The sequence below is a fragment of the Curtobacterium sp. MCBD17_030 genome, from assembly GCF_003224255.1.
Lineage (GTDB): Bacteria > Actinomycetota > Actinomycetes > Actinomycetales > Microbacteriaceae > Curtobacterium.
This window is the reverse complement of record NZ_QKLI01000001.1, coordinates 495,990-521,078: the sequence shown is the minus strand read 5'-3', so window position 1 is coordinate 521,078 and position 25,089 is coordinate 495,990. Positions and strand designations below refer to the sequence as shown.

30 protein-coding genes are annotated in these 25,089 nt (G+C 72.2%); 23 read left to right on the top strand and 7 right to left on the bottom strand.

Annotated features, from left to right (window positions below; genetic code table 11):
- Positions 1-40 precede the first annotated feature (40 nt).
- From fliW to DEI89_RS02415, 4 genes are read right to left on the bottom strand one after another with little or no spacing between them, the layout of a single operon-like run.
- Positions 41-433: a flagellar assembly protein FliW gene (gene fliW, locus DEI89_RS02430; protein WP_110902404.1), complete on the bottom strand. Its 393-nt coding sequence runs from the start codon at positions 431-433 to the stop codon at positions 41-43.
- Complete coding sequence (gene flgL, locus DEI89_RS02425) at positions 430-1,314, bottom strand: flagellar hook-associated protein FlgL (protein WP_110902403.1); 885 nt, start codon at positions 1,312-1,314, stop codon at positions 430-432. The genes fliW and flgL overlap by 4 nt, the downstream gene beginning before the upstream one ends.
- A gap of 2 nt (positions 1,315-1,316) precedes the next feature.
- On the bottom strand, positions 1,317-2,768 hold the full coding sequence (flgK, locus tag DEI89_RS02420; RefSeq protein ID WP_181421459.1) for a flagellar hook-associated protein FlgK: 1,452 nt from the start codon (positions 2,766-2,768) through the stop codon (positions 1,317-1,319).
- Between the two features lie 2 nt (positions 2,769-2,770).
- On the bottom strand, positions 2,771-3,256 hold the full coding sequence (locus DEI89_RS02415; protein WP_110902402.1) for a flagellar protein FlgN: 486 nt from the start codon (positions 3,254-3,256) through the stop codon (positions 2,771-2,773).
- 368 nt (positions 3,257-3,624) lie between these two features.
- Between DEI89_RS02415 and DEI89_RS02410 the strand changes: the two genes are divergently transcribed.
- From DEI89_RS02410 to DEI89_RS02330, 17 genes are all read left to right on the top strand, one after another.
- Positions 3,625-4,443, top strand: coding sequence for a sigma-70 family RNA polymerase sigma factor (locus tag DEI89_RS02410; protein ID WP_110902401.1), 819 nt, complete (start codon positions 3,625-3,627; stop codon positions 4,441-4,443).
- A 131-nt stretch (positions 4,444-4,574) separates the two neighbouring features.
- Complete coding sequence (locus DEI89_RS02405) at positions 4,575-5,789, top strand: flagellin (RefSeq protein ID WP_110902400.1); 1,215 nt, start codon at positions 4,575-4,577, stop codon at positions 5,787-5,789.
- Positions 5,790-5,911: 122 nt separating this feature from the next.
- The gene (gene fliD, locus DEI89_RS02400; protein ID WP_110902399.1) at positions 5,912-7,312 is read left to right on the top strand and encodes a flagellar filament capping protein FliD; all 1,401 of its coding nucleotides are present in this window, start codon (positions 5,912-5,914) and stop codon (positions 7,310-7,312) included.
- A gap of 17 nt (positions 7,313-7,329) precedes the next feature.
- Positions 7,330-7,812, top strand: a complete 483-nt coding sequence (gene fliS, locus DEI89_RS02395) for a flagellar export chaperone FliS (protein WP_110902398.1) — start codon at positions 7,330-7,332, stop codon at positions 7,810-7,812.
- A complete protein-coding gene (locus DEI89_RS02390) occupies positions 7,802-8,113 on the top strand; it encodes a hypothetical protein (protein WP_110902397.1) in 312 nt (103 codons plus the stop codon). Before fliS ends, DEI89_RS02390 begins: the two co-directional genes overlap by 11 nt.
- Positions 8,114-8,270: 157 nt before the next feature.
- On the top strand, positions 8,271-8,615 hold the full coding sequence (locus DEI89_RS02385; RefSeq protein ID WP_110902396.1) for a flagellar basal body protein: 345 nt from the start codon (positions 8,271-8,273) through the stop codon (positions 8,613-8,615).
- Positions 8,612-9,007: a flagellar basal body rod protein FlgC gene (locus tag DEI89_RS02380; RefSeq protein ID WP_258368647.1), complete on the top strand. Its 396-nt coding sequence runs from the start codon at positions 8,612-8,614 to the stop codon at positions 9,005-9,007. The genes DEI89_RS02385 and DEI89_RS02380 overlap by 4 nt, the downstream gene beginning before the upstream one ends.
- Positions 9,007-9,339, top strand: coding sequence for a flagellar hook-basal body complex protein FliE (gene fliE, locus DEI89_RS02375; protein WP_181421458.1), 333 nt, complete (start codon positions 9,007-9,009; stop codon positions 9,337-9,339). The genes DEI89_RS02380 and fliE overlap by 1 nt, the downstream gene beginning before the upstream one ends.
- Positions 9,339-11,015, top strand: coding sequence for a flagellar basal-body MS-ring/collar protein FliF (gene fliF / locus DEI89_RS02370; protein WP_110902395.1), 1,677 nt, complete (start codon positions 9,339-9,341; stop codon positions 11,013-11,015). Before fliE ends, fliF begins: the two co-directional genes overlap by 1 nt.
- Positions 11,012-12,049, top strand: coding sequence for a flagellar motor switch protein FliG (fliG, locus tag DEI89_RS02365; RefSeq protein ID WP_110902394.1), 1,038 nt, complete (start codon positions 11,012-11,014; stop codon positions 12,047-12,049). The genes fliF and fliG overlap by 4 nt, the downstream gene beginning before the upstream one ends.
- Entirely contained in the window at positions 12,042-12,665 is a 624-nt protein-coding gene (locus DEI89_RS02360; protein WP_110902393.1) for a hypothetical protein, read from the top strand. The genes fliG and DEI89_RS02360 overlap by 8 nt, the downstream gene beginning before the upstream one ends.
- Entirely contained in the window at positions 12,662-14,020 is a 1,359-nt protein-coding gene (locus tag DEI89_RS02355) for a FliI/YscN family ATPase (RefSeq protein WP_258368644.1), read from the top strand. Before DEI89_RS02360 ends, DEI89_RS02355 begins: the two co-directional genes overlap by 4 nt.
- Positions 14,020-14,445 (top strand): flagellar FliJ family protein, encoded by a 426-nt coding sequence (locus tag DEI89_RS02350; protein WP_110902392.1) that lies wholly within the window; start codon positions 14,020-14,022, stop codon positions 14,443-14,445. Before DEI89_RS02355 ends, DEI89_RS02350 begins: the two co-directional genes overlap by 1 nt.
- Positions 14,442-15,200, top strand: coding sequence for a C40 family peptidase (locus DEI89_RS18210; RefSeq protein WP_110902391.1), 759 nt, complete (start codon positions 14,442-14,444; stop codon positions 15,198-15,200). Before DEI89_RS02350 ends, DEI89_RS18210 begins: the two co-directional genes overlap by 4 nt.
- On the top strand, positions 15,197-16,753 hold the full coding sequence (locus DEI89_RS02340; protein WP_146236658.1) for a flagellar hook-length control protein FliK: 1,557 nt from the start codon (positions 15,197-15,199) through the stop codon (positions 16,751-16,753). Before DEI89_RS18210 ends, DEI89_RS02340 begins: the two co-directional genes overlap by 4 nt.
- A gap of 28 nt (positions 16,754-16,781) precedes the next feature.
- Entirely contained in the window at positions 16,782-17,222 is a 441-nt protein-coding gene (locus DEI89_RS02335) for a flagellar hook assembly protein FlgD (protein ID WP_110902389.1), read from the top strand.
- A gap of 43 nt (positions 17,223-17,265) precedes the next feature.
- Positions 17,266-18,441, top strand: a complete 1,176-nt coding sequence (locus tag DEI89_RS02330; protein WP_110902388.1) for a flagellar hook protein FlgE — start codon at positions 17,266-17,268, stop codon at positions 18,439-18,441.
- A 75-nt stretch (positions 18,442-18,516) separates the two neighbouring features.
- Here DEI89_RS02330 and DEI89_RS02325 read toward each other — a convergent pair whose 3' ends face one another.
- Both DEI89_RS02325 and DEI89_RS02320 read right to left on the bottom strand, forming a co-directional pair.
- Positions 18,517-19,185, bottom strand: coding sequence for an NADPH-dependent F420 reductase (locus DEI89_RS02325; RefSeq protein ID WP_220034504.1), 669 nt, complete (start codon positions 19,183-19,185; stop codon positions 18,517-18,519).
- 40 nt (positions 19,186-19,225) lie between these two features.
- Entirely contained in the window at positions 19,226-20,038 is an 813-nt protein-coding gene (locus DEI89_RS02320) for an inositol monophosphatase family protein (protein WP_110902387.1), read from the bottom strand.
- A 106-nt stretch (positions 20,039-20,144) separates the two neighbouring features.
- On the opposite strand from DEI89_RS02320, the gene DEI89_RS02315 reads away from it, so the two are divergent.
- The 6 genes from DEI89_RS02315 (at position 20,145) to DEI89_RS02290 (ending at position 24,490) form a co-directional block, all read left to right on the top strand.
- Positions 20,145-21,053, top strand: coding sequence for a LysR family transcriptional regulator (locus DEI89_RS02315; protein ID WP_110902386.1), 909 nt, complete (start codon positions 20,145-20,147; stop codon positions 21,051-21,053).
- 225 nt (positions 21,054-21,278) lie between these two features.
- The gene (locus DEI89_RS02310) at positions 21,279-21,935 is read left to right on the top strand and encodes a hypothetical protein (RefSeq protein WP_146236657.1); all 657 of its coding nucleotides are present in this window, start codon (positions 21,279-21,281) and stop codon (positions 21,933-21,935) included.
- 47 nt (positions 21,936-21,982) lie between these two features.
- A complete protein-coding gene (locus DEI89_RS02305) occupies positions 21,983-22,399 on the top strand; it encodes a DUF4259 domain-containing protein (RefSeq protein WP_110902384.1) in 417 nt (138 codons plus the stop codon).
- Positions 22,400-22,466: 67 nt separating this feature from the next.
- Positions 22,467-23,078 carry a class I SAM-dependent methyltransferase gene (locus tag DEI89_RS02300; protein WP_110902383.1) on the top strand — a complete coding sequence of 204 codons (612 nt, stop codon included), beginning with the start codon at positions 22,467-22,469 and terminating at the stop codon, positions 23,076-23,078.
- A 5-nt stretch (positions 23,079-23,083) separates the two neighbouring features.
- On the top strand, positions 23,084-23,908 hold the full coding sequence (locus tag DEI89_RS02295; protein ID WP_181421457.1) for an alpha/beta hydrolase: 825 nt from the start codon (positions 23,084-23,086) through the stop codon (positions 23,906-23,908).
- A gap of 126 nt (positions 23,909-24,034) precedes the next feature.
- Entirely contained in the window at positions 24,035-24,490 is a 456-nt protein-coding gene (locus DEI89_RS02290; RefSeq protein ID WP_110902381.1) for a hypothetical protein, read from the top strand.
- Positions 24,491-24,624: 134 nt separating this feature from the next.
- Here the strand turns inward: DEI89_RS02290 and DEI89_RS02285 are convergent, their stop codons facing one another.
- Positions 24,625-24,996, bottom strand: a complete 372-nt coding sequence (locus DEI89_RS02285; protein ID WP_110902380.1) for a VOC family protein — start codon at positions 24,994-24,996, stop codon at positions 24,625-24,627.
- Positions 24,997-25,089 lie beyond the last annotated feature (93 nt).

Sequence of the window (25,089 nt, the reverse complement as noted above, 5' to 3'; positions counted from 1 at the left end):
CCGACGACGCTACGCCGGGGGTGCCCGGGGACGCTGGGCGTCAGTGGCGCGCGAGCTCCGCGCGGAGCGGCAGGTCCTGGTCCTCGAGGATGAACTGCGCGCCGACACCGGTGCGGGCGTTCACGACGACGGGTGCCAGGAGGTTCACCGTCGTGCCCGACGCGTCGGGGTTCGCGACGACGAGCAGCATCGCCTCCTCGGCGCGGGTCAGCCCGATGACGTCGGCCTGCTCGTCGGACAGACGCGGCGCGTAGTCGGGCAGGTGCACCGCGGCGTCGAGCAGGTACAGCCGCGGGGCGTCCACCCCGGAGGCCGTGGTGCCGGAACCGACCAGGGCGAACAGGCCCTCGGCACCCTCCACCAGGTCGAGCGTGAACGCGCGCAGCGGCTCGAGGCCGAACGGTGCGACGAGGAAGGTCAGGTCGATGCTCATCGGAGGTAGTCCATCAGGGTCGGCTGCAGGACCTTCGCGGTGACGGCGAGGGCTGCCTGGTAGTTGGTGCTCTGGACCTGCAGGTCCAGGACGGCCTGGGCGAGGGCCTTGTCCTCGACACCGGACCGGCGTCCCTCCAGCGTGGTGGACAGGGTCTTCAGCGAGTCCTGCGCGGACAGCGCGGCCGAGTGCCGGACGCCGACGTCGGCCTGAGCCCCGCGGACGGCGAGCTGGGCGGCATCGATCTGGTTGAGTCGTGGGTTCACGTTCGTGCCTGCCTGCAGGTCGGCGACGATGCCGTCGAGGAGTGCGAAGACCGACGAGTTGCCGGTCCCGAAGACGGCGCTGCCGTCGGTGTCGACGCGGACCTGCTCGCCGGTGCCGATGGTGCGGGTGACGCTCGAGCTCGAGCTGCCGGCCCACGTGGTGTCGTCGGCGTAGGCGGTGCCGGCGGGCGAGGACCCGGCGAAGACCGAGCGGGTGCCGTACTTCGTGTTCGCGGTGCTGAGCAGGTCGGCCTTCAGCCCCTGCAACTCCTTCACGAACGCGTCGCGGGCGGTGGGGTTCATGGTGCCGTCGCTCGCCGCCTGCACGGTGAGGTCGCGGACCTTGCCGAGGACGTCGCCGACGTCGGCGAGGGCGGAGTCGGTCGTGGCCAGCCAACCGGCGGCGTCGTCCGCGTTCCGGGCGTGCTGGGCGGCCTGCGCCTGCTCCTTGCGCACCTGCATCGCGGTGGCCGTGCCGGCCGGGTCGTCGGAGGGCTTCCGGATCGCCTTGAGCGTGGTCGCCTGGTCGGTCAGGTCGGCGACCTTCGCGGCACCGGCCTGCAGCCGCGCCTGCGCCGCCGCCATGGTCATCTGGGTGGTCACACGGGCGATCACGGTCAGCTCCTCCCGACGAGGCCGAGGCGGTTGATGATGGTGTCGAGCATCTCGTCGACGGCGGTGAGGACCCGCGCCGCACCCTGGTAGGCGTGCTGGTAGGCGAGCAGCGAGACGTTCTCCTCGTCCATGTCGACGCCGGCGCTGGACTGCTGTTGCGTCCGCGCGTTGGTCAGGGCGAGTCCGGTGAGCGTCGATTCCGACGAGGCCGTCCGGGAGGCGCTGCCCACCCCCGTCACGAACGTCGCCCAGGTCGTGTCCGGCGCTCCGGCGCCGGAGCCGATGCCCGCGATCGCGGTGAGTACCGACGCATCGAACTGTCCGGTCGCGCTCCGGGTCGGCAGGCCGCCGGGGTCGGTGGGGACGACGGACAGACCCTGGGCGGCGGGGACGCCGGTCGCGAGGGCGAAGAACGCGGTGCCGGTCGCACCCGAGGGGGTCGTGCCGGTGGCGTGCAGGGCGTTGACCTTCGTGGCGAGGTCGGTGGCGACGCGGTCGTACGCGGCAGAGGCTTCGGCGAGGGTGCCGCCGGTTTGGGCGTCGTCCGCCGGTGCGAGCAGCGACAGGCCGCCGGCGATCGAGCCACCGTCGAGGGCGACCGGGCCGACCGAGCCGCCGACCCACTCGAGGGACAGCGCCGACGGCTGCCCGGTGCTCGTCGTCGTGTTCATGGCGTCGAGGGTGGGTGGTCCGTCGAGCGTGACGCCGCGCGCGGTGGTGCCCTGCACGAGCGGGTTGCCGCCGATCACGACGTCGACCGTGCCGTCGCCGTTGTCGCGGACGGCCGCGCCGGTCAGGGTCGCGATCTTCTCGGTCAGCTGGTCGCGCTGGTCGAGGAGCTCGTTCGCCGTACCGCCGGATGCCACCGCGGTGCGGATCGCTCCGTTGAGGTCAGCGACCTGCTTCGCGGCGTCGTTGAGCTGGCCGACCTGCGTCGCGAGGGCCGAGCGGGTGGCGGACCACTGCGCGTCGATCGCGGACGAGCCGGCGGACAGGGCGGTGGCGACGGTCTTCGCCGCGCCGATCAGCGCGCTGGCCGAGCCCGGGTCGTCGATGTGCGTCGCGAGGTCGCTCCAGGCGGACCAGAGCCCGTCGAGCTTCGCGGAGAGGCCGCCGGCGCCGGGCTCGTGCAGACCGGTCTCGAGCTGGTCGAGCGCGGCGCTCCGGGTGTCGGCGTACGCGGCGGCGCCGGCCGAGAACCGGACACGGGTGTCCAGGGTCGAGGACGCCAGCCGGGCGATCGCGTCGACGGACACACCCTGACCCGCGAGCGCCGCGGTGCCGCGGACGAACCCGGTCTGGGCGGGAGCGCCGACCTCGGTCTGCACGATCCGCTGCCGGGTGTAGCCGGTGGTGCCGACGTTCGCCATGTTCTGGCCGGTGACGTCGAGGCCCGCGCGGGCGGCGGCGAGACCCGAGTAGGCGGTCTGGAGGGAGCCGAAGGTGCTCACCATCGCTACAGGTTCCCGTCGAAGAGTCGTGCGCCGTCGGTGGCGTTGCCGGACGACCCACTGGCGTCGTAGGTGTCGGCATCGGTCACGGTGCCGGCGAGGGTCTCCTGCGTCGCCTGCACGGCGACGCGGAGGAAGCGGTCGTTCTCGTCGCGCAGGGACCCGATGTGCGTGGTGAGCTCGAGCATCGCGGCGAGGTGCGACGCGAGGATCTCGCCCCAGGGGCCGGACGGTGCGGCGGCGACGACCTCACGCAGGGGAGCGTCGGAGGGCATGCCCCACTCCTCGGCGACGGCGGCGCTCTGGGCGCTGCGCTCGAGGCCGGTGGTGCGGAGCCGGTCGAGGACCTGCTCGACCTCACGGCTGGCGTGCGAGATCCAGCGGGAGCGCCCGGCGGCGAGCAGGAGCTGCTCCTCCTCGAGCTTGAACGTGAGCAGTTCGAGCAATTCGCGTTCGCGCCACAGGACGGCGGACAGGTCGTTCACGCTCATCAGCTCCCTCCGGGATCAGGCGACCGCCAGCTGCGGTCACCAGGAGTTATCGACGCTGACCGCTCCGGCGTAAGCACCGGGTACCGCGTCCTCCGACCGGGGGACAAACACCACGCAGTCCCCCGAAAGGCGGACCGGCGTGGGGGCACCTCCCCCCGCATTGGGTACGGAAGTGGTCTCGTCCGGCGCTCAGGCAGCCGATAGGTTCGAGATCAGCACCGGGGGACAACCCCACACTCGCGTCCACGGGCGCGAGCGCACCGCAGGGACGGATCCCGGCGGTTCTTCGACGTATCCGGCGGTCCCGACGCCGGTGCTCGTCATGCCCAGGGACGGGTCAGTCGACACAGGACGACCAGGGGAACACCATGGACCGGAACGAACGCAACGCGATGATCGTCGAGCACCTGCCGCTCGTCGGGTACATCGTCGCCGAGACCTGCGCTCGCGCCACACACCTCAGCCGCGACGACCTCGGACAGGTGGGCTCCGTCGCACTGGTGCAGGCCGCCGACGCCTTCGACCCGACCCTCGGTGTGCCGTTCGGTGCGTACGCCCGCACGCGCATCACCGGTGCGATCGCCGACGACCTGCGCGCCGGCGACTGGGCCAGCCGCGGGACCCGGAAGCGCATCCGGGAGACCCTCGCCACGCAGGAGGCCCTCTCCGCCGGGCTCGGACGCCGTGTCACCCCGCAGGAGATCGCCGACGCGATGGGCGTCGACCGGCAGACGGCCGTGGACGCCCTCACCGACGCCGCGCGCACCGTCAGCCCGATCGACGAGACCGTGCACGACACCGTCGCCGCCGACCTGCCACTGCCCGGCGAGGACCTGCTCGAAGCCGAGAAGCGCCGCTACCTGGTCGCCGCCGTGCAGGCGCTGCCCGACCGGATGCGCCTGATCGTCGAGGCCGTGTACTTCGCCGACCGCACGGTCACCGAGGTCGCGGCCGAGCTGGGCATCACCCACTCCGCCGTCTCGCAGCAGCGGTCGGAGGCGATGCGCCTGCTCCGCGACGGCCTCGCCGAGCACTACGGCGACGGTGGTGCCGCCCCCGAGCCGGCGTCCCGCACCACCGCCGCCCGCCGGAGCGCCTACCTGGCCCGCGTCGCCACGAACGCCGCCGCCGGGGTCACCCGTGCGGTGCAGGACGCGACCTCGGTCGGCGTCGTCGCGGCCAGTTGACCGTCCGGCGGTCCAGCGGACGCGAACTCGTCCGACGGATCGTCTAACGCCTCCGGCGGAACGGCCGAGAGGAACACATGTCAGCCCACGGACGGGCTGACGATCGGCCCAGTTTCACGGAGGAACACATCATGGGTATGTCCATCAACACCAACCTCTCGGCACTCAACACGTACCGGAACCTCAACGCGACGCAGAACGACCTGTCGAAGTCGCTCGAGAAGCTCTCGAGCGGCCTCCGCATCAACCGTGCTGCCGACGACGCTGCCGGGCTGTCGATCTCCGAGGGACTGAAGTCCCAGGTCGGTGGCCTCACGGTCGCCGCCCGCAACGCGCAGGACGGCATCTCCGTCGTGCAGACCGCTGAAGGTGGCCTCACCGAGACCCACTCGATCCTCCAGCGCATGCGCGACCTGGCCGTCCAGGCCGGCAACGACTCGAACAACGCCACGTCGCGCGACGCCATCAAGACCGAGGTCGGGCAGCTCCAGAAGGAGCTCGGCCGTATCGCCACGTCGACCAACTTCAACGGCACCTCGCTGCTGAACAACAACAGCACGCTGAAGTTCCAGGTCGGCGCGAACGCCGGCAGCGACAGCCAGATCGCGGTCGACCTGTCGGGTGCCAACGTGCAGAAGGTCGTTGACGGCCTCGGAGCGACGCAGTCCGAGGGCACCGCGTTCACCATCGACACGTCGAAGCTCGGCGACCTCACTGGCAAGACCTTCTCGTTCTCCTCGTCGGTCACGCCGAAGGGCGGAACTGACCCGGTCTCGACGACCACCATCACGACCGGGGCGCTGAACGCGGGCCTGGACAAGGACGGCAAGGACGTCGCCTTCAGCACCGTCGACCAGTTCGTCACCGCTCTCAACGGAGACGTGAACTTCTCGAAGGCCTACACCGCCACCGCGGTGAAGGACGCCAACGGCGCCACCACTGGGGTCAACGTTCGTGCCGTCGACGGCGGCACCGTCGCCGAAACCAGCCCGCTGGACGGCGACACCGCCACGTTCTCCGCTAAGGCCGGCGATGCTACGACTGGTCTGCAGTTCGACACCGCAGACCACGCTCAGGCGGCCATCGTCGCGATCGACAAGCAGATCGCGTCGGTCTCGTCGGCTCGTTCCAACCTCGGTGCGATCCAGAACCGCTTCGACCACGCCATCAACGTGACGAACGTGGCCAAGGAGAACCTCACCGCGGCGAAGTCCCGCATCACCGACGTCGACATGGCGGAGGAGATGGTCAAGTACACGCGCGACAACATCCTCAGCCAGGCCGGCACGTCGATGCTCGCGCAGGCGAACCAGAGCACGCAGGGCGTCCTGTCGCTGCTCCGCTAGTCGCACCGGTCGTCACCACCGAGGAGCCGTTCGGGTGCTCCTCGGTGGTGGCGCCCACCCCCTCGGACTGACCGCGGTCGGTCCGCCACCACCTCGATCCGACGACCGCCGGGGAGCCCGCGATGTCCACCACGTCCGCGACGAGCACCTCGCTCGCGATCGACGGCCTGGTCTCCGGGCTCAAGACCACCGACCTCATCAACTCGCTGATGAGCATCGAGCAGGTCCCGCAGACCCTGCTCAAGTCCAAGGTCACCACGACCAACTCGTTCATCTCGTCGCTGCAGACGATCAACGGACTCGTGCAGTCCCTGGCGACGAAGGCCTCGGCGGCCGCGAAGGCCGGTTCGCTCGACACCTTCACGGCCACGTCGAGCGCCACGAACGCCAGCGTGTCGACGAGCGCGAGTGCCACCGCGGGCTCGGTGTCCTTCACGGTCGGTCAGACCGCCGCCGCGCAGGTCGGTGTCACCGCCGCGATGTCGTCCTGGGGGGACACCGCGTCGCCGTTGACCTTCACGAAGCCGGACGGCACCAGCACGACGGTCACCCCGGCGTCGGGCTCACTCGATGACACCGTGACCGCGATCAACGGCTCCGCCGCCGGGGTCACCGCGACGAAGGTCGCCGCGGGGACCGACGCCAGCGGCACCAAGCTCTACCGGCTGCAGTTGACGAGCACCGCGACGGGTGCCGCGAACGGGTTCACCCTGCACCGGGGGACCGCGGCGGACGTCACCGCGGGGACCGCGACCGACGTGCTGGCCGAGCCCGGCGCGGCCGTCGTCACCCGGGCCGCCGACGCGTCGGTGACCCTGTGGGCCGGGACCGCGGCCGCGCAGACCGTCACCAGTGCGACGAACGCGTTCAGCGACCTGCTGCCCGGCGTCAACGTCACCGTCTCGAAGGCGTCGACGGACCCCACGACGATCACTGTCGGCCGGGACAGCACGAAGGCGCAGGGCGTGGCCTCGGGGCTCGTCGATGCGCTCAACGCCGTCACGTCGTACTACGCGTCGAACACCGGCGTCACGAGCACCACGAGTCCGACGAGCGGGACGACGAGCACCACGGCGGGGGTCCTGCTCGGCGACGCCACGACGCGCTCGGCCGTCCAGCGGCTGACCAGCGCGATGTCGACCCCGGTCAACGGGAAGTCGCCGTCGTCCATCGGCATCGTGATCTCGAAGGACGGCGACTTCGACTTCGACGCCGCCGCGTTCCAGAAGGCCCTCGCCGCCGACCCCGCCGGCACGCAGGCGATGCTGTCCGGCGTGGCGAAGGCCGTATCGGACGCCGCCACGGCCGCCAGCGACAAGTACACCGGTTCCATCACGACCGCGATCACGGGCAAGCAGTCCGTGGTCAAGGACCTCAACACGCAGATCGACTCCTGGACCGATCGACTGACCCTGCGCCGCGCGACCCTGCAGACGCAGTACGCCGCGCTCGAGACCAGCCTCAGCAAACTGCAGTCGCAGTCGAGCTGGCTGGCAGGTCAGCTGTCGACGCTGTCCAGCTGAGTCGCAGGAGAACCGTCATGAACGCCTTCGACCTCAGCGGTGCCGCCGCGTTCCGGCAGGCCGCCCAGCCCCGGTCCGTCGCCGACCAGCGCCGCGCCCAGTACACGAACGAGGCCGTGCTGTCGGCGACGCCCGCGCAGCTCGTCACCATGCTGTACGACCGCCTGCTGCTCGACCTGCACCGTGCCGAGACCGCCCAGGTCGCCGCGGACTGGGACGCCGCCCGCGAGCAGCTCCTGCACGCGCAGGCCATCGTCGGGGAGCTGTCCTCGACGCTGAAGATCGACGTGTGGGACGGCGGCGAGGGACTGCTCGCCGTGTACAACTACGCGTCGACGTCGCTCATCACCGCGAACGTCCACCGTGACGTCCAAGCCACCCGGGACTGCATCCGGATCCTCGACCCGCTCCGTCAGGCGTGGCACGACGCCGCCGCCTCGTTGCCGGCGGCCCCGGTCGCCCCGCATCACACCGCGGGCGGGGCGCTCGGTGTCGCCTGACCAGGACACCCACGACCGCTGGGAAGCGGCCCTCGCCGACCTCGAGGCGACCCTCGAGCGCGACGCCGCCGACGTGACCGCCGCGGCCGGCGACGGCACCCCCTGGTCCGAGCCGACCGGGCTGGGACCGATCCCACGCGCCCTGGTGGGTCGTGCCTCCCGTCTGCTCGCCGCGCAGCGGGACCGGATGACGGCGGTCGAGGACGCCCGCCGCGTGACGCTCGAGCACCTCGGCGCGCTCCGCGCGGTCGACGCCACGCGCACGCCGCAGGCCTCCGTCTACCTCGACGCGAGCGCCTGACGCCACACCGGCCCCCGTTCGGGGCGACGGCTTACACGGCTCAGCGGAGCCGCCGATAGGCCTCTCTGAGCACGGATCGCTCGACCACCCGGCCACGGATCGGCCACCACCGCCACGGCGACGTCACCCCGACGACGCCCGACGAGGGGACCCATCCGTGTTCGACTCCGTGACGTCTGCCGCGCTGCAGAGCGCACTCGACGGCCTGTCGATGCGTCAGCGCGTGATCGCCGACAACATCGCGAACATCAACACCACGGACTTCCGGGCCGGCAAGGTCCAGTTCGAGGACGCGCTCGCGAAGTCGATCGTCGACGGGAACGGCCGCACCACGCCGACCGTCGCGCGGAGCCTGGAGCCGACGAACACGAACGGCAACAACGTCAACCTCGACGAGGAGACGCTGTCGAACGTCGACACGGTGCTGCGGTACCAGTTCGCGACGCAGGCGATGAACTCCGAGCTCACCAGCGTCCGTGCGGCGATGCGGACCAACTCGTGACGACCTTCGACGCGATCGGGATCGCGAGCACCGGCATGACCGTGCACCGCAAGTGGCTCGACGCGATCTCCGACAACATCGCCAACGTCAACACCGTCCGGTCCATGGACGACTCCGCGTTCCAGGCCCGCTACGTCGAGGTCCAGGAGGGCAACGGCGTCTCCGGCGCCTACGTCAAGGGCGCCGCGTTCGGCAGCGCCGCCGGCCGGGTCACCTACGACCCGGACAACCCGCTCGCCAACCCCGAGGGCTACGTCCGCATGCCGGACATCGACCTCGGCACGCAGATGGCGGACCTCATCATGGCCCAGCGCGGCTACCAGGCGAACGCCGCCGTGGTCGACCGAGCCAAGACCGCCTACGAGGCGGCACTGCAGATCGGGAAGAACTGATGCCCATCGACGCCGTGAACGGTGTGACCACCAACGCGATGACGAACGCCGTGACGAACGTCACCGGCACCAGCAGCGACCTCGGTTCGTCCGCGGTCACCGGGACCGGGGGCGACGGGTTCGCCGCCAGTCTCGGCAACGCCGTCGACGGGCTGCAGCAGCTGCAGAGCGACTCGAAGACTCTGGCCCTGAAGGCCGTCACGGGCAACCTCGACGACATCCACGACGCCACCATCGCGTCCACCCGTGCGCAGGTCACCCTCGAGCTCGTCGCCGCCGTCCGGAACAAGGGCGTCGACGCGTTCAACGAGATCATGCGGATGCAGGCCTGATGCCCGCCGGCATGCAGAACGTGCTCGGCCGGCTCGGCGCGTACGTCAAGGGGTTCACCGCCGCACAGCGGACCATCGCGGTCATCGGCATCGCGGCACTCGTGCTCGGCGGCATCGCGCTCGCGTCCTGGCTCGGCAAGCCGTCGTACGCGCCGCTGTTCACCGGCCTGGCCGCTGCCGACGCGAGTTCGGTCACCGACCAGCTCACCACCGACGGCGTGCCCTTCCAACTCACCGACGGCGGCGCGACGATCCTGGTCCCGCAGGCGAAGGTCTACACGGAGCGACTCAAGGCCGCCTCGAACGGGTTGCCGTCGTCGAACGAGGGCGGCTACTCGCTGCTCGACACCATGGGCGTGACGAGCTCCGAGTTCCAGCAGGACGTCACCTACAAGCGCGCGATCGAGGGCGAGCTCGCCAAGACGATCTCCGCGATGGACGGCGTGCAGACCGCGAGCGTGCAGCTGGCGATCCCGAAGAAGTCCGTGTTCGTGTCCGAGGAGAAGGACCCCACCGCGTCGGTCTTCATCGCCACCAAGAACGGCGCCCAACTCGGCACCGACCAGGTCCAGGCCATCGTGCACCTGACCAGCGCCGCCGTCGAGGGCATGCAGCCGACCGACGTGTCCGTCGTCGACCAGAAGGGCCAGACCCTGTCGGCGGTCGGCACCGGCGCGACCGGCTCCGGTACCGACCAGGCCGCCGACTACGACGCCGCCACGAGCAAGAAGGTGCAGGACCTGCTCGACACCACGCTGGGTGCCGGCAACGCCAGCGTCGTCGTCGCGGCGACGATGAGCGACAACTCCGGCACCCGCACGACCGAGTCCTACACGACGCCGACGACCGGCCCGGTGGCGCTCAACGAGTCGTCCACGAAGGAGCAGTACGGCGCCGGGGCCACCGGTGCCGGCGCCGGCGCGACGGGCGTCCTCGGACCGGACAACATCGCCGTCCCGAACGGCACCGCCAACTCGGGCACCGGGAACGGCGACGGCGGGTACGAGAACCAGTCCGCGACGAAGAACAACGCCGTCGACAAGACCACCGAGACGACGCAGATCCCGGCCGGTGCGATGGACCGCCAGACGATCTCCGTCGCGCTCAACTCCAAGGCGAAATCCGTGCAGGGCGTCAACCTGCAGAGCATCAACGACCTGGTGGCGAACGCCGCCGGCGTCGACGCGACCCGCGGCGACCAGGTCAAGGTCGCGATGATGGACTTCGACACCAGTGCCGCCGACGACGCCGCGAAGGCGCTCGAGGCGCAGCAGCAGGCGGACCAGCAGGAGGCGCTCTGGTCGGCGATCCGCACCGCCGGGATCGTCGTCGGGATCGTCCTGGCCCTCGTCGCCCTGATGGTGGTCCTGGCCCGTCGCAGCCGCCGCCAGCAGCGCGAACAGGTCGACATCGGTGAGCTCGACGCGTTCGGTGAGGCGTTCCCGCTGCCGCTCGCCGTCGAACCGGCCGACGTCCGCACCGGTCTCGAGGCCGGGGACGCCCCGACCGTGGCGCTGCAGGCCCTGCCGCACGACGACGCCCCGACCGAGGTCCTCACCACGGACGAGATCACCGCGGAACGCCGCCGCCAGGACATCGCGGCCCTCGCCGAGCGCGACCCGAAGCGCACCGCCGAGCTCCTCCGCGGCCTGCTCGACGACCGGGCGTCGGTGTGAGCGCCGTCGTCCCCGCACCCGGCACCGACCGACCGCTGACCGGGGCGCAGAAGGTCGCGCTCATCCTCATGCAGATGGACACCGAGCGGGCCGCCGAGGTCATGAAGCAGTTCACCGAGCTGGAGGCCGAGGAGATCTCGCAGGAGATCGTCCGGATGCGCCGCGTCGACGACGAGGTCGTCGACCGCACCCTCGGCGAGTTCCACCGCCTCACCCGCACCGGCCGCACGAACCGTCGCGGCGGCAAGGAGACCGCGCTGGGCCTGCTCGAGGCGTCCTTCGGGGCCGAGCGCGCCGCCGGTGTGATGGACCGGCTGGCGTCGAACCTGGCCGGTCAGTCGTTCGAGTTCCTCGACGACGCCGAGCCCGGCCAGGTCATCGCCCTGCTCGAGGGCGAGCTGCCCCAGACCATCGCCCTCGTGCTCGCGCACCTGAAGCCCGCCCAGGCGAGCGCCGTCCTCGCCGGGTTCGACGAGCGCGTCCGCACCGACGTCGCGCAGGCGTTCGCCACGATGGGCACCGCCACGCCCGAGTCCGTCGGCATCGTCGCCGGGGTCCTGCGCTCGCGCGCCGGAGCCGTCGTCTCGCCGCGCGAGAGCGTCGACGTCGTCGGCGGCATCGCGCCGCTGGTCGAGATCATCAACCGGTCGGACGTCGCCACCGAGAAGGCCGTGCTCGACGGTCTGGAGGCTCGTGACCCGGAACTCGCCGAGGACATCCGTTCGCGGATGCTCACCTTCGAGGACATCGTCAAGCTCGAGTCGCGCGACATCCAGCAGGTGCTCCGCGGCATCGACTCGAAGATCCTGGCCACCGCCATGAAGGGTGCGTCCACGCCGGTCGTCGAGACGATCCGCGCGAACGTCTCCGAGCGCAACCGCGAACTGCTCGACGACGAACTGCAGTCGATGGGCCCGGTCCGGGTGTCGCAGGTCGAGGAGGCGCGCGCCGAGGTCGTCCGCTCCGTCCGCGAGCTCGAGGCCCAGGGCGTCATCACGGTCCACCGCGCCGAGGAGGACGAGCTCGTTGACTGACGCCTTCGCCCCGGTCGCGTTCCCGGTGATCACCGACGCCGCCCTGGCCCGTCGTGCCGCGAGCGCGGACGTCCGCGGCCATGCTGCCGGGTACGCCGCCGGGCTCCGTGCCGCCCAGGTCGAGACCGACGCAGCCCGTGCCCGGATGGACGCCGAGCACGCCGCACGACTGTCCGACCTCGAGGCGTTCGTCGTCGACCGGCTCGCGGTCCTCGACCGTGCCGCCGCGGCGCTCCAGGCCCGGGTCGCGCCGGTCCTCGCCGACGCCGAGCAGTCGGTCGCCAGCGCGGCCGTCGACCTGGCCGAGGCCGTCGTCGGGTACGCGGTGCGGGCCTCCCGGGCTGACGACGTGGACGGGGTGTCCGGACGTCCGGCCGCCGCCGAGGAGACGCTCCGACGCGCCCTGGCCGCTGCGAGCGCGCCCGTGGTGACGGCGGTCCGGCTCAGCCCGGCGGACGCGGCGGCCGTCGCGGACCTGACGATGCCGGTCCCCGTGGTGGCGGATGCGTCCCTCCGGGACGGCGACGCCGTGGTCGACCTGCCCGACGGACTGCTCGACGCACGCATCGACGCTGCCCTCGACCGTGCTCGCGCTGCCCTCGGGGGCGTCCGGTGAGCGCTTCCGGCGTCCTCGAGCACGGGCTGCTCCGCCCGCGGGGCCTCGACGACGCGATTCGTGCTGCGCAGCCGCAGCGGGTCGGCACCGTGACGAGCGCCGTCGGCCTCGGCCTGACGATCGCCGGGCTCGACGCCCACGTCGGCGAGGTCATCACGGTCGGTGCCGAGGGTGCGGCCCAGACCGCGGTCGAGGTCGTCGCCACGGACTCGTCCGGGGTGCGCTGCATGCCCCTCGGCCGCCTGAACGGGATCACCGCCGGCACCCCTGCCCGCTCGACCGGCCGGCCCGTGCTCGTGCCGACCGGCCTCGGGCTGTTCGGCCGCGTCATCGACGGTCTCGGCCGTCCGATCGACGACCGCGGGCCGCTCGCGGCAGACGCCTGGGTCCCGCTGGACCACGACACCCCGAACGCCATGGCGCGCACCCGCATCGACACCCCGATGCAGCTCGGCGTCCGTGTGCTCGACACGCTGACCACCGTCGGCCGGGGCCAGCGCATGGGTCTCTTCGCGGGCTCCGGTGTCGGCAAGTCCTCGCTGCTGTCGATGATCGCGCGGGGGAGCGACGCTGCCGTGAACGTGATCGCCCTGGTCGGCGAACGCGGCCGCGAGGTCCGGGAGTTCCTGGAGGACGACCTGGGGCCTGCCGGGCTCGCCCGCTCGATCGTCGTCGTGTCGACGTCCGACGAACCCGCCCTGATGCGCCTGCGTGCCGCGTTCGTCGCGACCCGCATCGCGGAGTCCTTCCGCGACGCCGGCCAGGACGTCGTGCTGATGATGGACTCGCTGACCCGCGTCGCGATGGCGCAGCGGGAGATCGGCCTGTCCGTCGGCGAACCGCCGGCCACCCGGGGCTACCCGCCGTCGACGTTCTCCGTGCTCGCCGGCCTGCTCGAGCGCGCCGGCACCGACCGGGTCGGCAGCGTCACCGGGATCTACACCGTCCTGGTCGACGGCGACGACCACAACGAGCCGATCGCCGACGCCGCACGCAGCATCCTCGACGGGCACGTGGTGCTCGACCGGAAGCTCGCCGTCACCGGGCACTTCCCCTCCGTCGACGCGCTCGGGTCGATCTCGCGCGTCGCATCGAAGGTGACGACGCCCGAGCAGCGCGCCACCGCGACCGCGCTCCGGAAGGTCATGGCCGCACGGCGTGCCGCGCAGGACCTGCTCGACGTCGGCGCCTACCAGCGCGGCACCAACCCGCTGGTCGACGCCGCCGTGGACCACCAGGACGCCATCGACGCGTTCCTCCGCCAGGGCATGGCCGAGCAGGTCACCGCCGCCGGGTCGTGGGAGCGCCTCGCCGGTCTCGTCCGCACCCTCGGCAGCGGCGGGGGGCTCGTCTGATGGCCCGCCGCTTCCCGCTCGCCGGGCTCCTGCGTCTGCGGCACGCCGAACAGGACCGTGCCGCCGCGACCCTCGCGGACGCGAACGGCCGGGTCCGCGAGGCTGCCGACGCCCGGATGGCTGCCCGCCGCACCCTCGACGACGAACCGTCGACGGTCACCGACGCGGCGACGCTCAGCGCCGTCGCCTCGGCCCGTGCCGCGACCCGCGGGATGCTCGAGGAGCTCGACGCCGTCGTCCGGTCCCGCCGTGCCGACGTCGACCGTGCCCAGCAGACCTACAACGCCGCACGCCGCTCGGCACTCGGGCTCGAGAAGCTCGAGGGGCAGCACACCACGCGGGTCGCCGCCGAGGACCTGCGCACCGAACAGAACGCACTCGACGAGATCGCGGCTCGTCGCCGCACCGAGGGGGGACACCGATGAGCATCGACGCCGTGCTCTCGCGGATCAGCGAGATCCGCAGCCAGATCGAGACGCTGCAGGGCGGCGCCACTGCGCCGGCCACCGCCGGGTCGGCCGCCGCTTCCTCCGCCGCTGCGTCCACCTTCGCCGACGCGCTGGCCACCGAGACCGGCGCCGGCGCGCGGTCCGGCACGACCACCGGTGCAGCCGCCACGACCGCCGCCGCCGCAGCCACCGCCGCACCCGCCACGTCCGTCGATGCCGGCCGCGGCACCCTGGCGACCGGCAGCGGTGCCACCGGCGACGCCGTCGTCGCCGCGGCGGAGAAGTACCTCGGCGTCCCGTACGTGTTCGGCGGCGAGACGCGCGCCGGCATGGACTGCTCCGGTCTGGTGCAGACCGTCTTCAAGGACCTCGGCGTCACCATGCCGCGGGTCGTCCCGGACCAGGCGGACATGGGTGTCGCGGTGCCGTCCCTGGCGCAGGCGCAGCCCGGCGACCTCATCATCCCCAAGGGCGAGCAGCACATCGTCATCTACGTCGGCGACGGCAAGGTGCTGCACGCCCCGCGCCCGGGCAAGGACGTCCGGATCGTCGACAACTGGTACAAGGACTCCGACATCGCCACCATCCGCCGCATCGTGCCGTCCGGCCAGGAGGCTGCAGCCACCTCCGCCGCGCAGGTCGCCCGGACCGCCGGTGCGAGCAGCGCCACGAACGCCACCGACATGCAGATGGCCGCGCTGCAGTCGCTCTTCGCCGGGAGCGCCGCGTGAGCGCGCTCGTGACGGGTGCACCGCTGACGCCGGTGCCGGCCGTCGTCCGGCCGCGTGCGGCGGAGGCCCGTTCGAGCACTGACTTCGGGGCGGCTCTGTCCGCTGTCTCCGGTGCGGGGGAGCGCGATCGCGGACGGCAGGACCCGGCGGGGGAGCCGAGCACGAGCGTCCCGACGTCGTCGTCAACGACGTCGTCGGCCACGCCCGCGACCGTCGCCACGCCGGTCACCGCGACGCCCGCGACCGGGCCCGTGACGCCGACGACCAGCACCGCTGCCCTGCCGATCGAGGCCGCGCGGACCGGCTCCGACTCGACCGGGCAGCCCGCAGCGGGCACCCTCGCCAGGGCCGTTCCGGTCGTCGCCGCCGCCGTGCTCGTCCGCGCCAGTGCGGCCAGCGCCGGTGTGGCCGGCGCCGGGGTCGTCGGGACCGACGTCGCCGGTGCCGTCGCCGACACCTCCGCGATGCTCGACACTCCCGGCGACGGCGACGGCGACGGCGGAGTGGCGACGGCGGACCCCGCCGACGCCACCGGCAACGCGCCGACCGTCGCGGTGCCGGTCCCCGGACCCGTCCTGCCGTCTGCGCCGCTCGTCGCCGCACCGGTGGACACGGCTCCTCAGGTCCCGACAGCGGTGCCGTCCGCGTCCGCGTCCGCGTCCGCGTCCTCGTCGGCGAACGACACCTCGGCCACCGCCGCGGTCGGGGCGCCGGCAGTCGCAGCGTCGGCGGACACCGTCGCGCCGAGCACCACCGCGGCGTCGCCCACCGGCGCCCTGTCCTCCGTCTCCATCCCGGTGCCCGCCGCCGCGATGGCTTCACCCACGGCCGCTCCGTACCCGGTCGCCCCGACCACGGGCGCGGCTACTCCGACCGCGACCGTCACCGCCGCCGCTGCCGGCAACCCGGCCACCGCTGCCCTCCGTCAGACCACCGCGGCCGCCGCGGACCAGGGCGGGGCGAGCCTCCCGGCCGGCACCGGCACGGTCGACGTACCCGCCGTGCTGGCCGTCCCCTCGACCGCGGCTCCCGCGAGCGTCGGGACCACCGCAGCGTCGGTCGCCCCGGCCACCGCAGCTGCCGCGCCGCAACCGCTGGCGCAGCAGCTGGCGCGTCCGCTGTTCACCCTCGCGCAGGCCGGACCCGGTGAGCACGTCCTGACCGTGCAGCTCACTCCGGAGGCCCTCGGCCCCGTCACCGTCCGAGCCCACGTCACCGGACACGGCATGCACGTCGAGTTGTTCGCGGCCTCGGACGCGGGTCGCGACGCGGTGCGGCAGATCCTGCCGGACCTCCGTCGTGACTCCGGTGGTGGCACCACGCTCGACCTGTCCGCGCAGAACCACCCGGCGGACGCCGCTGCCGACGGTCGCGACCGCTCAGCCGCCGACACCGCCGGGCGTGACGGCTCCGGACGCGACGGCGCCGGTCGCGACGGTGCCGGCCGTGACACCGCTCGTCCCACCGGACGGGAGGCCCGCACCGGCCCCGCCACGGCCCTCCCGTCCGCCCCGACCACCGTCCGCACCGCGGGACTCGACGTCCTCGCCTGACCGGCCACCACGACAAGGAACGAGAACCATGCCACTCGACGGGATCACCGGCTCCGTGGACACCGCCACGGCCGCCGCAGCAGTCGCCGCCAACCCCACCTCGTCGCGGTCGCAGACGATGGACTCCGAGGTCTTCATGAAGCTCCTCGTGACGCAGCTCCGCAACCAGGACCCGTCGTCGCCGATGGACACGAACCAGATGATCAGCCAGCAGACGCAGCTCGCGATGATGGAGCAGGTCACCAACCAGACCACGACGGCCAACGAGGACTTCTCGCTGCAGATGCGCATGGCCGCCGCGAACCTCGTCGGGAAGCAGGTCAGCTACACCGACGCCGCCTCCGGCGCGGCCGTCACCGGGACTGCCACCGCGGTCTCCTACGCGAAGAGCGTGCCGACCGTGACCGTGAACGGGAAGGAGGTCGATCTCGACGTGATCTCCGGTATCACCACCGCCTCCGGTTCCTGACCCCATCCACTTCCCACACTCCTCGTCCACGAAGGGACGCACCATGCTCCGCTCGCTCTACTCCGGGATCTCCGGCCTCCGCTCGCACCAGGAAATGCTGGATGTTACTGGAAACAATATCGCGAACGTGAACACCGTCGGCTTCAAATCGTCGACCACCGTGTTCCAGGACACCCTGTCGCAGATGACCCAGGGTGCCGGCGGCCCCCAGACCGGCATCGGCGGCACGAACCCCGCACAGATCGGCCTCGGTGTGCAGGTCGCCGGCGTCTCCACCAACTTCGCCCAGGGCTCCGCACAGGCGACCGGCAAGGCCACCGACCTGATGATCTCCGGCGACGGTTTCTTCGTCACCCGCCTGGGCAACGACACCGTGTACAGCCGCGCCGGCGCGTTCGACTTCGACGCTGACGGCCGCCTGGTCAGCGCGGACGGCAAGATCGTCCAGGGCTACTCGGCCACCAACGGCGTCGTCGACGACGGCGGCCAGATGAGCGACATCACGCTGCCGCTGCAGGCCGCCGCCCCCGCCACCGCGACCAGCACCGCTGGCGTCACCGGCAACCTGCCGTCCGACACCAAGACCGGCGAGGTCCTCAACCGCGACGCCACCGTCTACGACCAGTACGGCACGAAGCACACCCTGTCGCTCGCGTACACGAAGACCGACACCGGGTGGACCGTCGCCGCCTCGAACGGGCAGGGCGCCTCGGCCACCGGCACCGTCACGTTCGGCGCCGACGGCAAGATCACACGCGGTGCGACCCTGCAGGTCGGGGGCGTTTCGGTCGACATGACGCAGCTGACGGGCTTCGCCGCGCTCAACACGGCGTCGATCTCGTCGCAGAACGGGCACGAGGCCGGCTCGCTGAAGAGCTACTCGATCTCGAAGGACGGCACCGTGATGGGCACGTTCTCGAACGGTGCCTCGCTCGCCGTCGGCCGCATCGCCCTCGCGACCTTCGCCAACCCGGCCGGCCTCGAGAAGACCGGCGCGTCGGGCTACCGCGCGACCGCGAACTCCGGGGCCGCCACCGTCGGCGTCCCGGGATCCGCGGGCGTCGGCTCGCTGGCTGCCGGCACGCTCGAGATGTCGAACGTGGACCTGTCGCAGGAGTTCACCAACCTGATCGTCGCGCAGCGCGGCTTCCAGGCGAACGCCCGCATCATCACCACCTCGGACGAGGTGCTGCAGGAGCTGACGAACCTGAAGCGCTGATGATCGACGAGGACCCCCGGTCTCCCGTGTGAGGGGAGACCGGGGGTCCTCGGTGTCGGCGTGCTGACCGGACGGTCAGCGGGCGACGGCGATCGCGAAGGGCACGAAGCCGACCGACCCGAGCAGACTCGGCACCAGGAGCGCCACCGCCTCGGTGCCCCGAGCTGTGCTGATGTCTCCGAGGTCGACCACCCAGTCGTCCTGCCATCCGAGGCTGCTCAGGACGGTCCGCACCAGGTCCTTCGCGTCGGGGTCGTCGCCGGAGAGGAACGCGGTGGGTGGGTTCCGGAGCACACCGGGGCTCGTCATGACGGAGAACAGCATCGTGTTCAGGCCCTTGACGACCTTCGTCGCCGGGAGTGCTGCCTGCAGGAGCTCACCGAGACTCGTGTCCCGGTGGAGGAGCCCACCGGGGAGGCCGTCGGCGCTCCGGACGGTGGCGTTCGAGACGTCCAGGAGCACCTTGCCGGCGAGTGCCTCACGGTGGCCGGTGAGACGTTCGAGCGAACCGTCGCCCGGGGTCGCGTTGATGACGAGATCGCTGTTCGCGATCGCGGTCGCGACGGCCGAGACGCTGGCGTCGCTCCGGGCCGCGGCGGTGCCCGGGTCGCGGACCCCGAGCGTGACCCGGTGGCCAGCGGCGGCCAGCCCGGCTGCGAGGGTCGTGCCGACGCGCCCGGCGCCGAGGACGGCGATGGTGCTCGTCGTGATCGTGGTCGTGGTCGTGGTGGTGTTCATGGTCATGCGGACTCCTTGTCCTGGGGAAGCTGCGGGGCGACCGGCGTCAGCGGAGAACCGCGGCGATGCCCGATGCCAGGCCGGGGGTGGTGGCGATGAAGTCGTCGCTGGCGAGGGTCCACGGCGCGCCGGTGGTGTCGATGACGGCGCCGTGGGCCTCCTGCACGAGCAGTGCGCCGGCGACGAGACCGGACCGGACCTGGCCGTACTGCCAGAACGCGTCGGTGTGCCCGGCGGCGACCTGCACGAGCTGCAGGGTCGCGGGGACGGTGGCGGACACGAGCAGTGCGGCGCCGAGCATCCGGTCGATCGACGCGCTCATGCGGCGGCGGACGTCCGCCGCCTCCCCGGGCGCGGCCTGCCCGGTGCCGACGAGTGCGGCGGCCAGGTCGGACTTCGCCGACACCGCGAGGGGTGAACCGTTCAGGGACGCCCCTGCGCCTCGGACCGCGGTGAAGGTCTGGCCGAGGGCGGGCAGGAACACCGCGGTGACGACGGGGACGTCGTCGCGGACGAGTGTCGCGGTGACTCCCCAGTCGACCCGGCCGTGGATGTGGTTCACGTTGCCCTCGGCGGCGTCCGTGACCCACCACTCTCCGGCACCCAGGGAGCCGCGACCTTCTTCGTCGTCGTCCCACCGGGCCTCCGGGCGGAGCCGCTCGAGTGCCGGGCGGAGCACCGCGACCGAAGCGGCGTCGTTGTCGCCGATCGCCGCGAGGAGCGTGTCGAGGTCGTCGACGCGGTCCTCGGTCGAGAAGCGGTCGAGCAACACGGCCCCTGCTTCGGTGACCGCGGCCGTGAGGCCGGCGAGCAGCGCGAGGTCGTCGACCGTCTGCGCAGAGTTGATCGTGTCGTCCATGGGGTTCTTCTCCTTCGCCGCGGCGTTCCTCGTCGCTGTGGTGGCAACGGTAGGAGCGGGCGGTGATGCGCACAAATACAATCCGTGCACATGTAGATTGCGTTTCGTGCAACTGGACCTGAATCTCCTGACCGCGTTGGATGCGTTGCTCGAAGAGGAGAGCGTCACCGGTGCCGCAGACCGACTGCACCTGTCCGCCCCCGCGATGAGTCGCACCCTCGGTCGGATCCGCCAGGCGACCGGGGACCAGATCCTCGTCCGTGCCGGTCGCGTCATGCGGCCGACCCCGCGTGCGATCGCGCTGCGGGACGAGGTGCGTGCCCTGGTCCTGCGGAGTGCCGACGTGTTGACACCGGAACGGGAGTTGCACCTCGACGCGCTGCAGCGTGTGTTCACGATCCAGGCGCACGACGCCCTGACGACGGCACTGGCGCCCGTTCTCGTGCAGCGGGTGGCGACGGTCGCGCCCGGTGTCCGGGTGCGGTTCCTCGGCGAGGCGTCCGGCGGGAACACCGAACTCGGACGTGGGGTGGTCGACCTGGAGATCGGATCAGCGGCGCCGGTGTCACCGTCGATCGACCACGAGGCCGTCGGCACGGACGAGCTCGTCGGAGTGGCCCGTGCCGGTCATCCGATGCTCTCGGCACCGATCGACCTCGAGCAGTGGGTCGCGGTGCCGCACGTGGTGGTGTCGCGCCGAGGCCGGTTGCGGGACCGCGTCGACGATCACCTGGAGTCGGTCGGCCGATCGCGGACGGTCGTGTCGTCCCTGGCGGCGACCGGCGCGGCGATCGAGGTCGTCCGGTCGACCGACGCCGTCGCCGTCGTGCCGGCCTCCGTGGCAGCACGACTGGACGACGGAGTGGGGTCGTTCCGGCTGCCGGTCGCTCTCCCGCCGGTACCGATCGTCCTCGCCTGGCACCGCCAGTTCACCGCCGACGTGGCACACCGGTGGTTCCGCGCCCTCACCGGGGACGTGCTGCGGTCCGAACGGGATCCACGCCGTCAGTCATGATCGGGTTCACGGACCTCGGACCGTCCCCGCACCAGACGGTGCGGCAACTCGAGCGCTGGTCCGAAGCGCACCGCGACGACGTGTCAGCGGACAAGGACCGGTTCGACGCCCGGTGAACCGCCGGGCGGCGACGGGTGCCCGATGCGCGGACCACGGCGCTGACCCCTAGGCTCGGACGCGGACTCGCCGGTGCACGGGGCGCACGGCGGAGGCAAGGGGGAACGCATGTCCATCACGTCCAGGATCAGCAGCGTGGGCGCGGCAACGGTCATCGCGGTCATCGCGTTGTCCGGGTGCGCAGGACCCGGCAGCACTGCGCCGGCCAGCCAGCGGCCGACGTCGCAGGCATCATCGCCGAGCGCGTCGTCGACACCGGACGCGTCGCCGACACCGACCGCCGACGCCGCAGGACCGACCGATCTGACGTTCGAGGACGGCACTGCGCTCTCGACGACCGAGCTGCCGGCGTTCAGTCTCGAGATCTCCGCGCTCGGCGACTGGAAGCAGACCGGCGAGGATTCCGCCACGGGGACGCGGGAGTACACGAAGTCGGACGGGTCGGTCGCGACGATCACGCAGCAGCGGATCACCGACCTCGACCCGTCGATCGGGGACCGCGCGGCCACGGAGCAGCTGTTCACGGCTGCCGGGCTGCCGGCCGAGCAGCTCGAGGAGCAGCTCCTACCGACCATGACCGATGGGACGGCGCAGTTCCTGTCGATCGCGGGCCACAACACCGACGGATCGTGGTCAGCCACGGTGGCACGCGCGTTCGCGAAGCCGGGAGCGGCGCTCATCGTGAAGGTGAGGACCTCCTCGCAGGAGGCGCTGCGTCCCGACCTGCACGACATCCTCGTCCACGCGAAGGTCGTCATCGTCTGAGTCGGCGGTCCGGCCCCTCCACCGTCCACGCCGTCTAGGGTTGCCGCATGGGGACCTGGAGCGCAGAACCGGTCGGCAACGACGCAGCGGCGGACTTCGTCGGCGATCTGGACGACGAGCGGGGGTGGGCCGTCGTGGAGTCGGCACTCACCGCGGCGACGGAGGCCGGACCCGGGATGGACAGCGACGTCGCGGAACTCGCGATCGCCGCCGCCGAGGTCGTCGCGCACGGTCTCGGACGGCCGACGCAGGACGACGCCTACACCGCGACCATCGGGCAGTTCGTCGCCCGTGCCGGCCAGCCCGATGCGGGGCTCGTCCGACTGGCCGCGCAGGCCGTCGCCGCTGCCTCTAGTGGTGACGGCGAACTCGCGGAACTGTGGGACGACGCCGGTACGACCGAGCTCGCCGAGTGGCGTGGGTCGATCGCACGCCTGCGCGCGAACCTCCGCACCGACCAGTAGGTCACGACGGAGCGTCAGGACCGCCGGGTCGGACCGCTCCCTCGGCTTTCGTCGGTAGCCTGCCCCGATGGGGACGAGTGTCGAGGACGCGTACACCGACCGAGCAGCCGAGTACGTCGAACTCCTCGGGACCATGGACTCGGTCCACCCGTCGGACGTGCAGCTCGTCAGCGCCTGGGCGGCATCGGTCGAGGGGCCGGTACTCGACGCCGGGTGTGGTCCAGGGCACTGGACCGCGTTCCTCGCCGAGGCGGGTCACGACGTCCGCGGGATCGACGCTGTGCCGGCCTTCATCGACCACGCCCGGGGTACCTACCCGGGCGTCCGGTTCACGACCGGCAGCATCGACGCCCTGGACGACCCGTCCGACTCGTACGGTGGTGTGCTCGCCTGGTACTCGCTCGTCCACCACGACCCGGAGCGCATCCGCCGTCCTCTCGAGGAGTTCGCCCGGGTCCTCCGCCCGGGCGGCATGCTCCTCGTCGGCTTCTTCGTCGGTCCCGCGGTCGAGCCGTTCGACCACGCGGTCGTGACGGCACACCGGTGGCCCGCCGAAGCGCTCGAGCAGGAGTTGCGGGCCGCGGGCTTCGACGTCGTCGAGACGCACACCCGCTGCGCGGCGAGCGGGACACCGCGGCCGCACGGGGCGGTCCTCGTTCGCCTCGGTGCGGGGGCCTGATCCCCGTGCGCAAGTTGGACGCCGTCGGTGCGGAATCGCTCCGCTGGTACCGACCGGAGGCGGAGGACAGCAGCGCGGGTCCCACGCTGCTCTGGCTGCACGGCGGCGGGTTCTTCCGGGGGAGTCCTGCGCAACCCGAGGCCCACGACGTCGCCCGCGTCCTCGCCGACCAGGGCGTCAGGGTGGTGACGGCGGCGTACCGCCTGGCGCCGTTCCCCGGCACAGGACCGCTGCGGCGGCGACCGGGAGGGCCAGCGGAGCAACCGGAGCGCTTCCGGCTGCCACTCGAGGACGTCACCGCCGCGGCACGGGCCGTGTCGGCCCAGTCCCCGGAGGGGATCGTCCTCGGCGGCGCGAGCGCCGGGGCGTGTCTGGCTGCCGCCGCGGCCCTGCACGCGGTGGACGACGGCACCCCTCCGGTCGGAGCTGTCTTCGCGTACGGGTTCTTCCACGCCGCGCGCCCCCGGGAGAGCGACCCAGCGCACCGCTCGCGCGGCCATCGTCGCATCACGCACGCGCCGTGGGCGCTCGACGTCGCGAACCGCAACCACGCCGGCACCCGGCGGGCGCTGGTGCACCGGTACGCGTTCCCCGGCGGGCACGACCTGACCGGTTTCCCGCCGACGCTCGTCGTGAACGCCGAGCGTGACACGATGCGGACCTCGGGCGATCGCTTCGCGGCCGAGCTCGCGGCCGCGGGCGCCGACGTGGAACGCCATGTGCTGCCGGGCAGTGCGCACGCCTTCCTGAACCGCCCGGGCCTCCCGGCCTTCACCACGGGAACCGCCCTCATCGCCGAGTGGATGCGGTGCCGCCGGACTCCCGCGTGAACAGCCGGTGTCCGATCGGTCCGATCACTCGACCGGTCGCGCTCCTCCGCATCCCGAGGCCGACGCCCAGGACGACGTGACCGAACCGTGTCCCACGGTCGGGACCGCCCGGTGCAGGATCGACGCATGGGGACGGGGCGAGCGACGGCCATCGGCGGGGCGGTGGCGCTCGTCGTCGCCCTCGGCCTCGCCGGGTGCAGCGTCGGTCCGACCACCTGCACGGCGATCGGCTGGGCGAACGGCGTCGAGGTGACGCTCCTCGGTGACACCACCGACGTCGCCGCCGTGACCGCGTGCGGCGGTGCCGGATGCGAGCCACCCGCAGCCGACGATCCGCCGCCCTTCCCACCGGAGGCGGACCCGGCGAACACACCGACACCCGTCGCCGGCGGCGACAGCCGGACGCTGTACCTGGGCATGGACACGCCGGAGCGCGGTGCGGTCGCCGTGTACGACCGTGCCGGCCACGTGCTCATCGAGCAGTCGGTGGCGCTGCGATGGGACAGTCCGCACGATGCGGAGCCGTGCGGCGGTCCGTCCTCCGGTCGCGTCACCGTCCGCCTTCCCGCGGCGCCCGGCTGACCGCTGCGGCACCCGCCGGACGGGAGGCACGGCGCCGGCCCGCACCGCGCCTCCCGTCGCGTTGCCCGGCTGGGGAGTGACCGGACGGCCGCCGGACGAGCCGCGACGTCCTGCCGCTGTCACGCGGCCGCCGCTCAGGACGCCGGCCTGCTGAACAGGTTCACGACGTTGCCGTCGGGGTCGCGGACGAGCGCCGACCGGTTGCCCCACGGCATCGTCGTCGGCGCCAGGACGACGTCGCCGGGGTCAGGCTGCAGACGTTCGAACTCGCCGTCGACGTCCGCGACCTCGAACTCGATGAACACCGACCGGTTCGTCTGCGCGGACACGGCGTCCCCGAGCATCGCGACCGTGGCCGTGCTCGCGATGGCCAGGACCGCGCCGGAGCCGCTGAACTGCGCGAAGACCGGCGCGGGTCGTTCGGCGGGGCGGCCGGTGACACGCTCGTAGAACGCGGCGAGACGGTCGACGTCCTCGGTGACGATGCGGATGGATGTGAACGACACGGGTGCCTCCTGGAGCAGTGGTGATCTGGTCCGGCCAGCCTCCCCGACACCCGCGACACCGTCCTGTCGGTGTTTCCCGGATCCGGTCGCCTC

Bases quoted from the DNA above. Each gene is read 5' to 3' on its own strand.
- DEI89_RS02305 (WP_110902384.1), top strand. From the start codon at position 21,983: ATGGGGACCTGGAGCGCAGAACCGGTCGGCAACGACGCAGCGGCGGAC.
- DEI89_RS02410 (WP_110902401.1), top strand. From the start codon at position 3,625: ATGGACCGGAACGAACGCAACGCGATGATCGTCGAGCACCTGCCGCTC.
- DEI89_RS02330 (WP_110902388.1), top strand. From the start codon at position 17,266: ATGCTCCGCTCGCTCTACTCCGGGATCTCCGGCCTCCGCTCGCACCAG.
- DEI89_RS02335 (WP_110902389.1), top strand. From the start codon at position 16,782: ATGCCACTCGACGGGATCACCGGCTCCGTGGACACCGCCACGGCCGCC.
- DEI89_RS02320 (WP_110902387.1), bottom strand. From the start codon at position 20,038: ATGGACGACACGATCAACTCTGCGCAGACGGTCGACGACCTCGCGCTG.
- fliD (WP_110902399.1), top strand. From the start codon at position 5,912: ATGTCCACCACGTCCGCGACGAGCACCTCGCTCGCGATCGACGGCCTG.
- DEI89_RS18210 (WP_110902391.1), top strand. From the start codon at position 14,442: ATGAGCATCGACGCCGTGCTCTCGCGGATCAGCGAGATCCGCAGCCAG.
- DEI89_RS02325 (WP_220034504.1), bottom strand. From the start codon at position 19,185: ATGACCATGAACACCACCACGACCACGACCACGATCACGACGAGCACC.
- DEI89_RS02310 (WP_146236657.1), top strand. From the start codon at position 21,279: ATGTCCATCACGTCCAGGATCAGCAGCGTGGGCGCGGCAACGGTCATC.
- DEI89_RS02350 (WP_110902392.1), top strand. From the start codon at position 14,020: ATGGCCCGCCGCTTCCCGCTCGCCGGGCTCCTGCGTCTGCGGCACGCC.
- fliS (WP_110902398.1), top strand. From the start codon at position 7,330: ATGAACGCCTTCGACCTCAGCGGTGCCGCCGCGTTCCGGCAGGCCGCC.
- DEI89_RS02290 (WP_110902381.1), top strand. From the start codon at position 24,035: ATGGGGACGGGGCGAGCGACGGCCATCGGCGGGGCGGTGGCGCTCGTC.
- fliF (WP_110902395.1), top strand. From the start codon at position 9,339: ATGCCCGCCGGCATGCAGAACGTGCTCGGCCGGCTCGGCGCGTACGTC.
- DEI89_RS02415 (WP_110902402.1), bottom strand. From the start codon at position 3,256: ATGAGCGTGAACGACCTGTCCGCCGTCCTGTGGCGCGAACGCGAATTG.
- DEI89_RS02405 (WP_110902400.1), top strand. From the start codon at position 4,575: ATGGGTATGTCCATCAACACCAACCTCTCGGCACTCAACACGTACCGG.
- flgK (WP_181421459.1), bottom strand. From the start codon at position 2,768: ATGGTGAGCACCTTCGGCTCCCTCCAGACCGCCTACTCGGGTCTCGCC.
- fliW (WP_110902404.1), bottom strand. From the start codon at position 433: ATGAGCATCGACCTGACCTTCCTCGTCGCACCGTTCGGCCTCGAGCCG.
- DEI89_RS02300 (WP_110902383.1), top strand. From the start codon at position 22,467: ATGGGGACGAGTGTCGAGGACGCGTACACCGACCGAGCAGCCGAGTAC.
- fliE (WP_181421458.1), top strand. From the start codon at position 9,007: ATGCCCATCGACGCCGTGAACGGTGTGACCACCAACGCGATGACGAAC.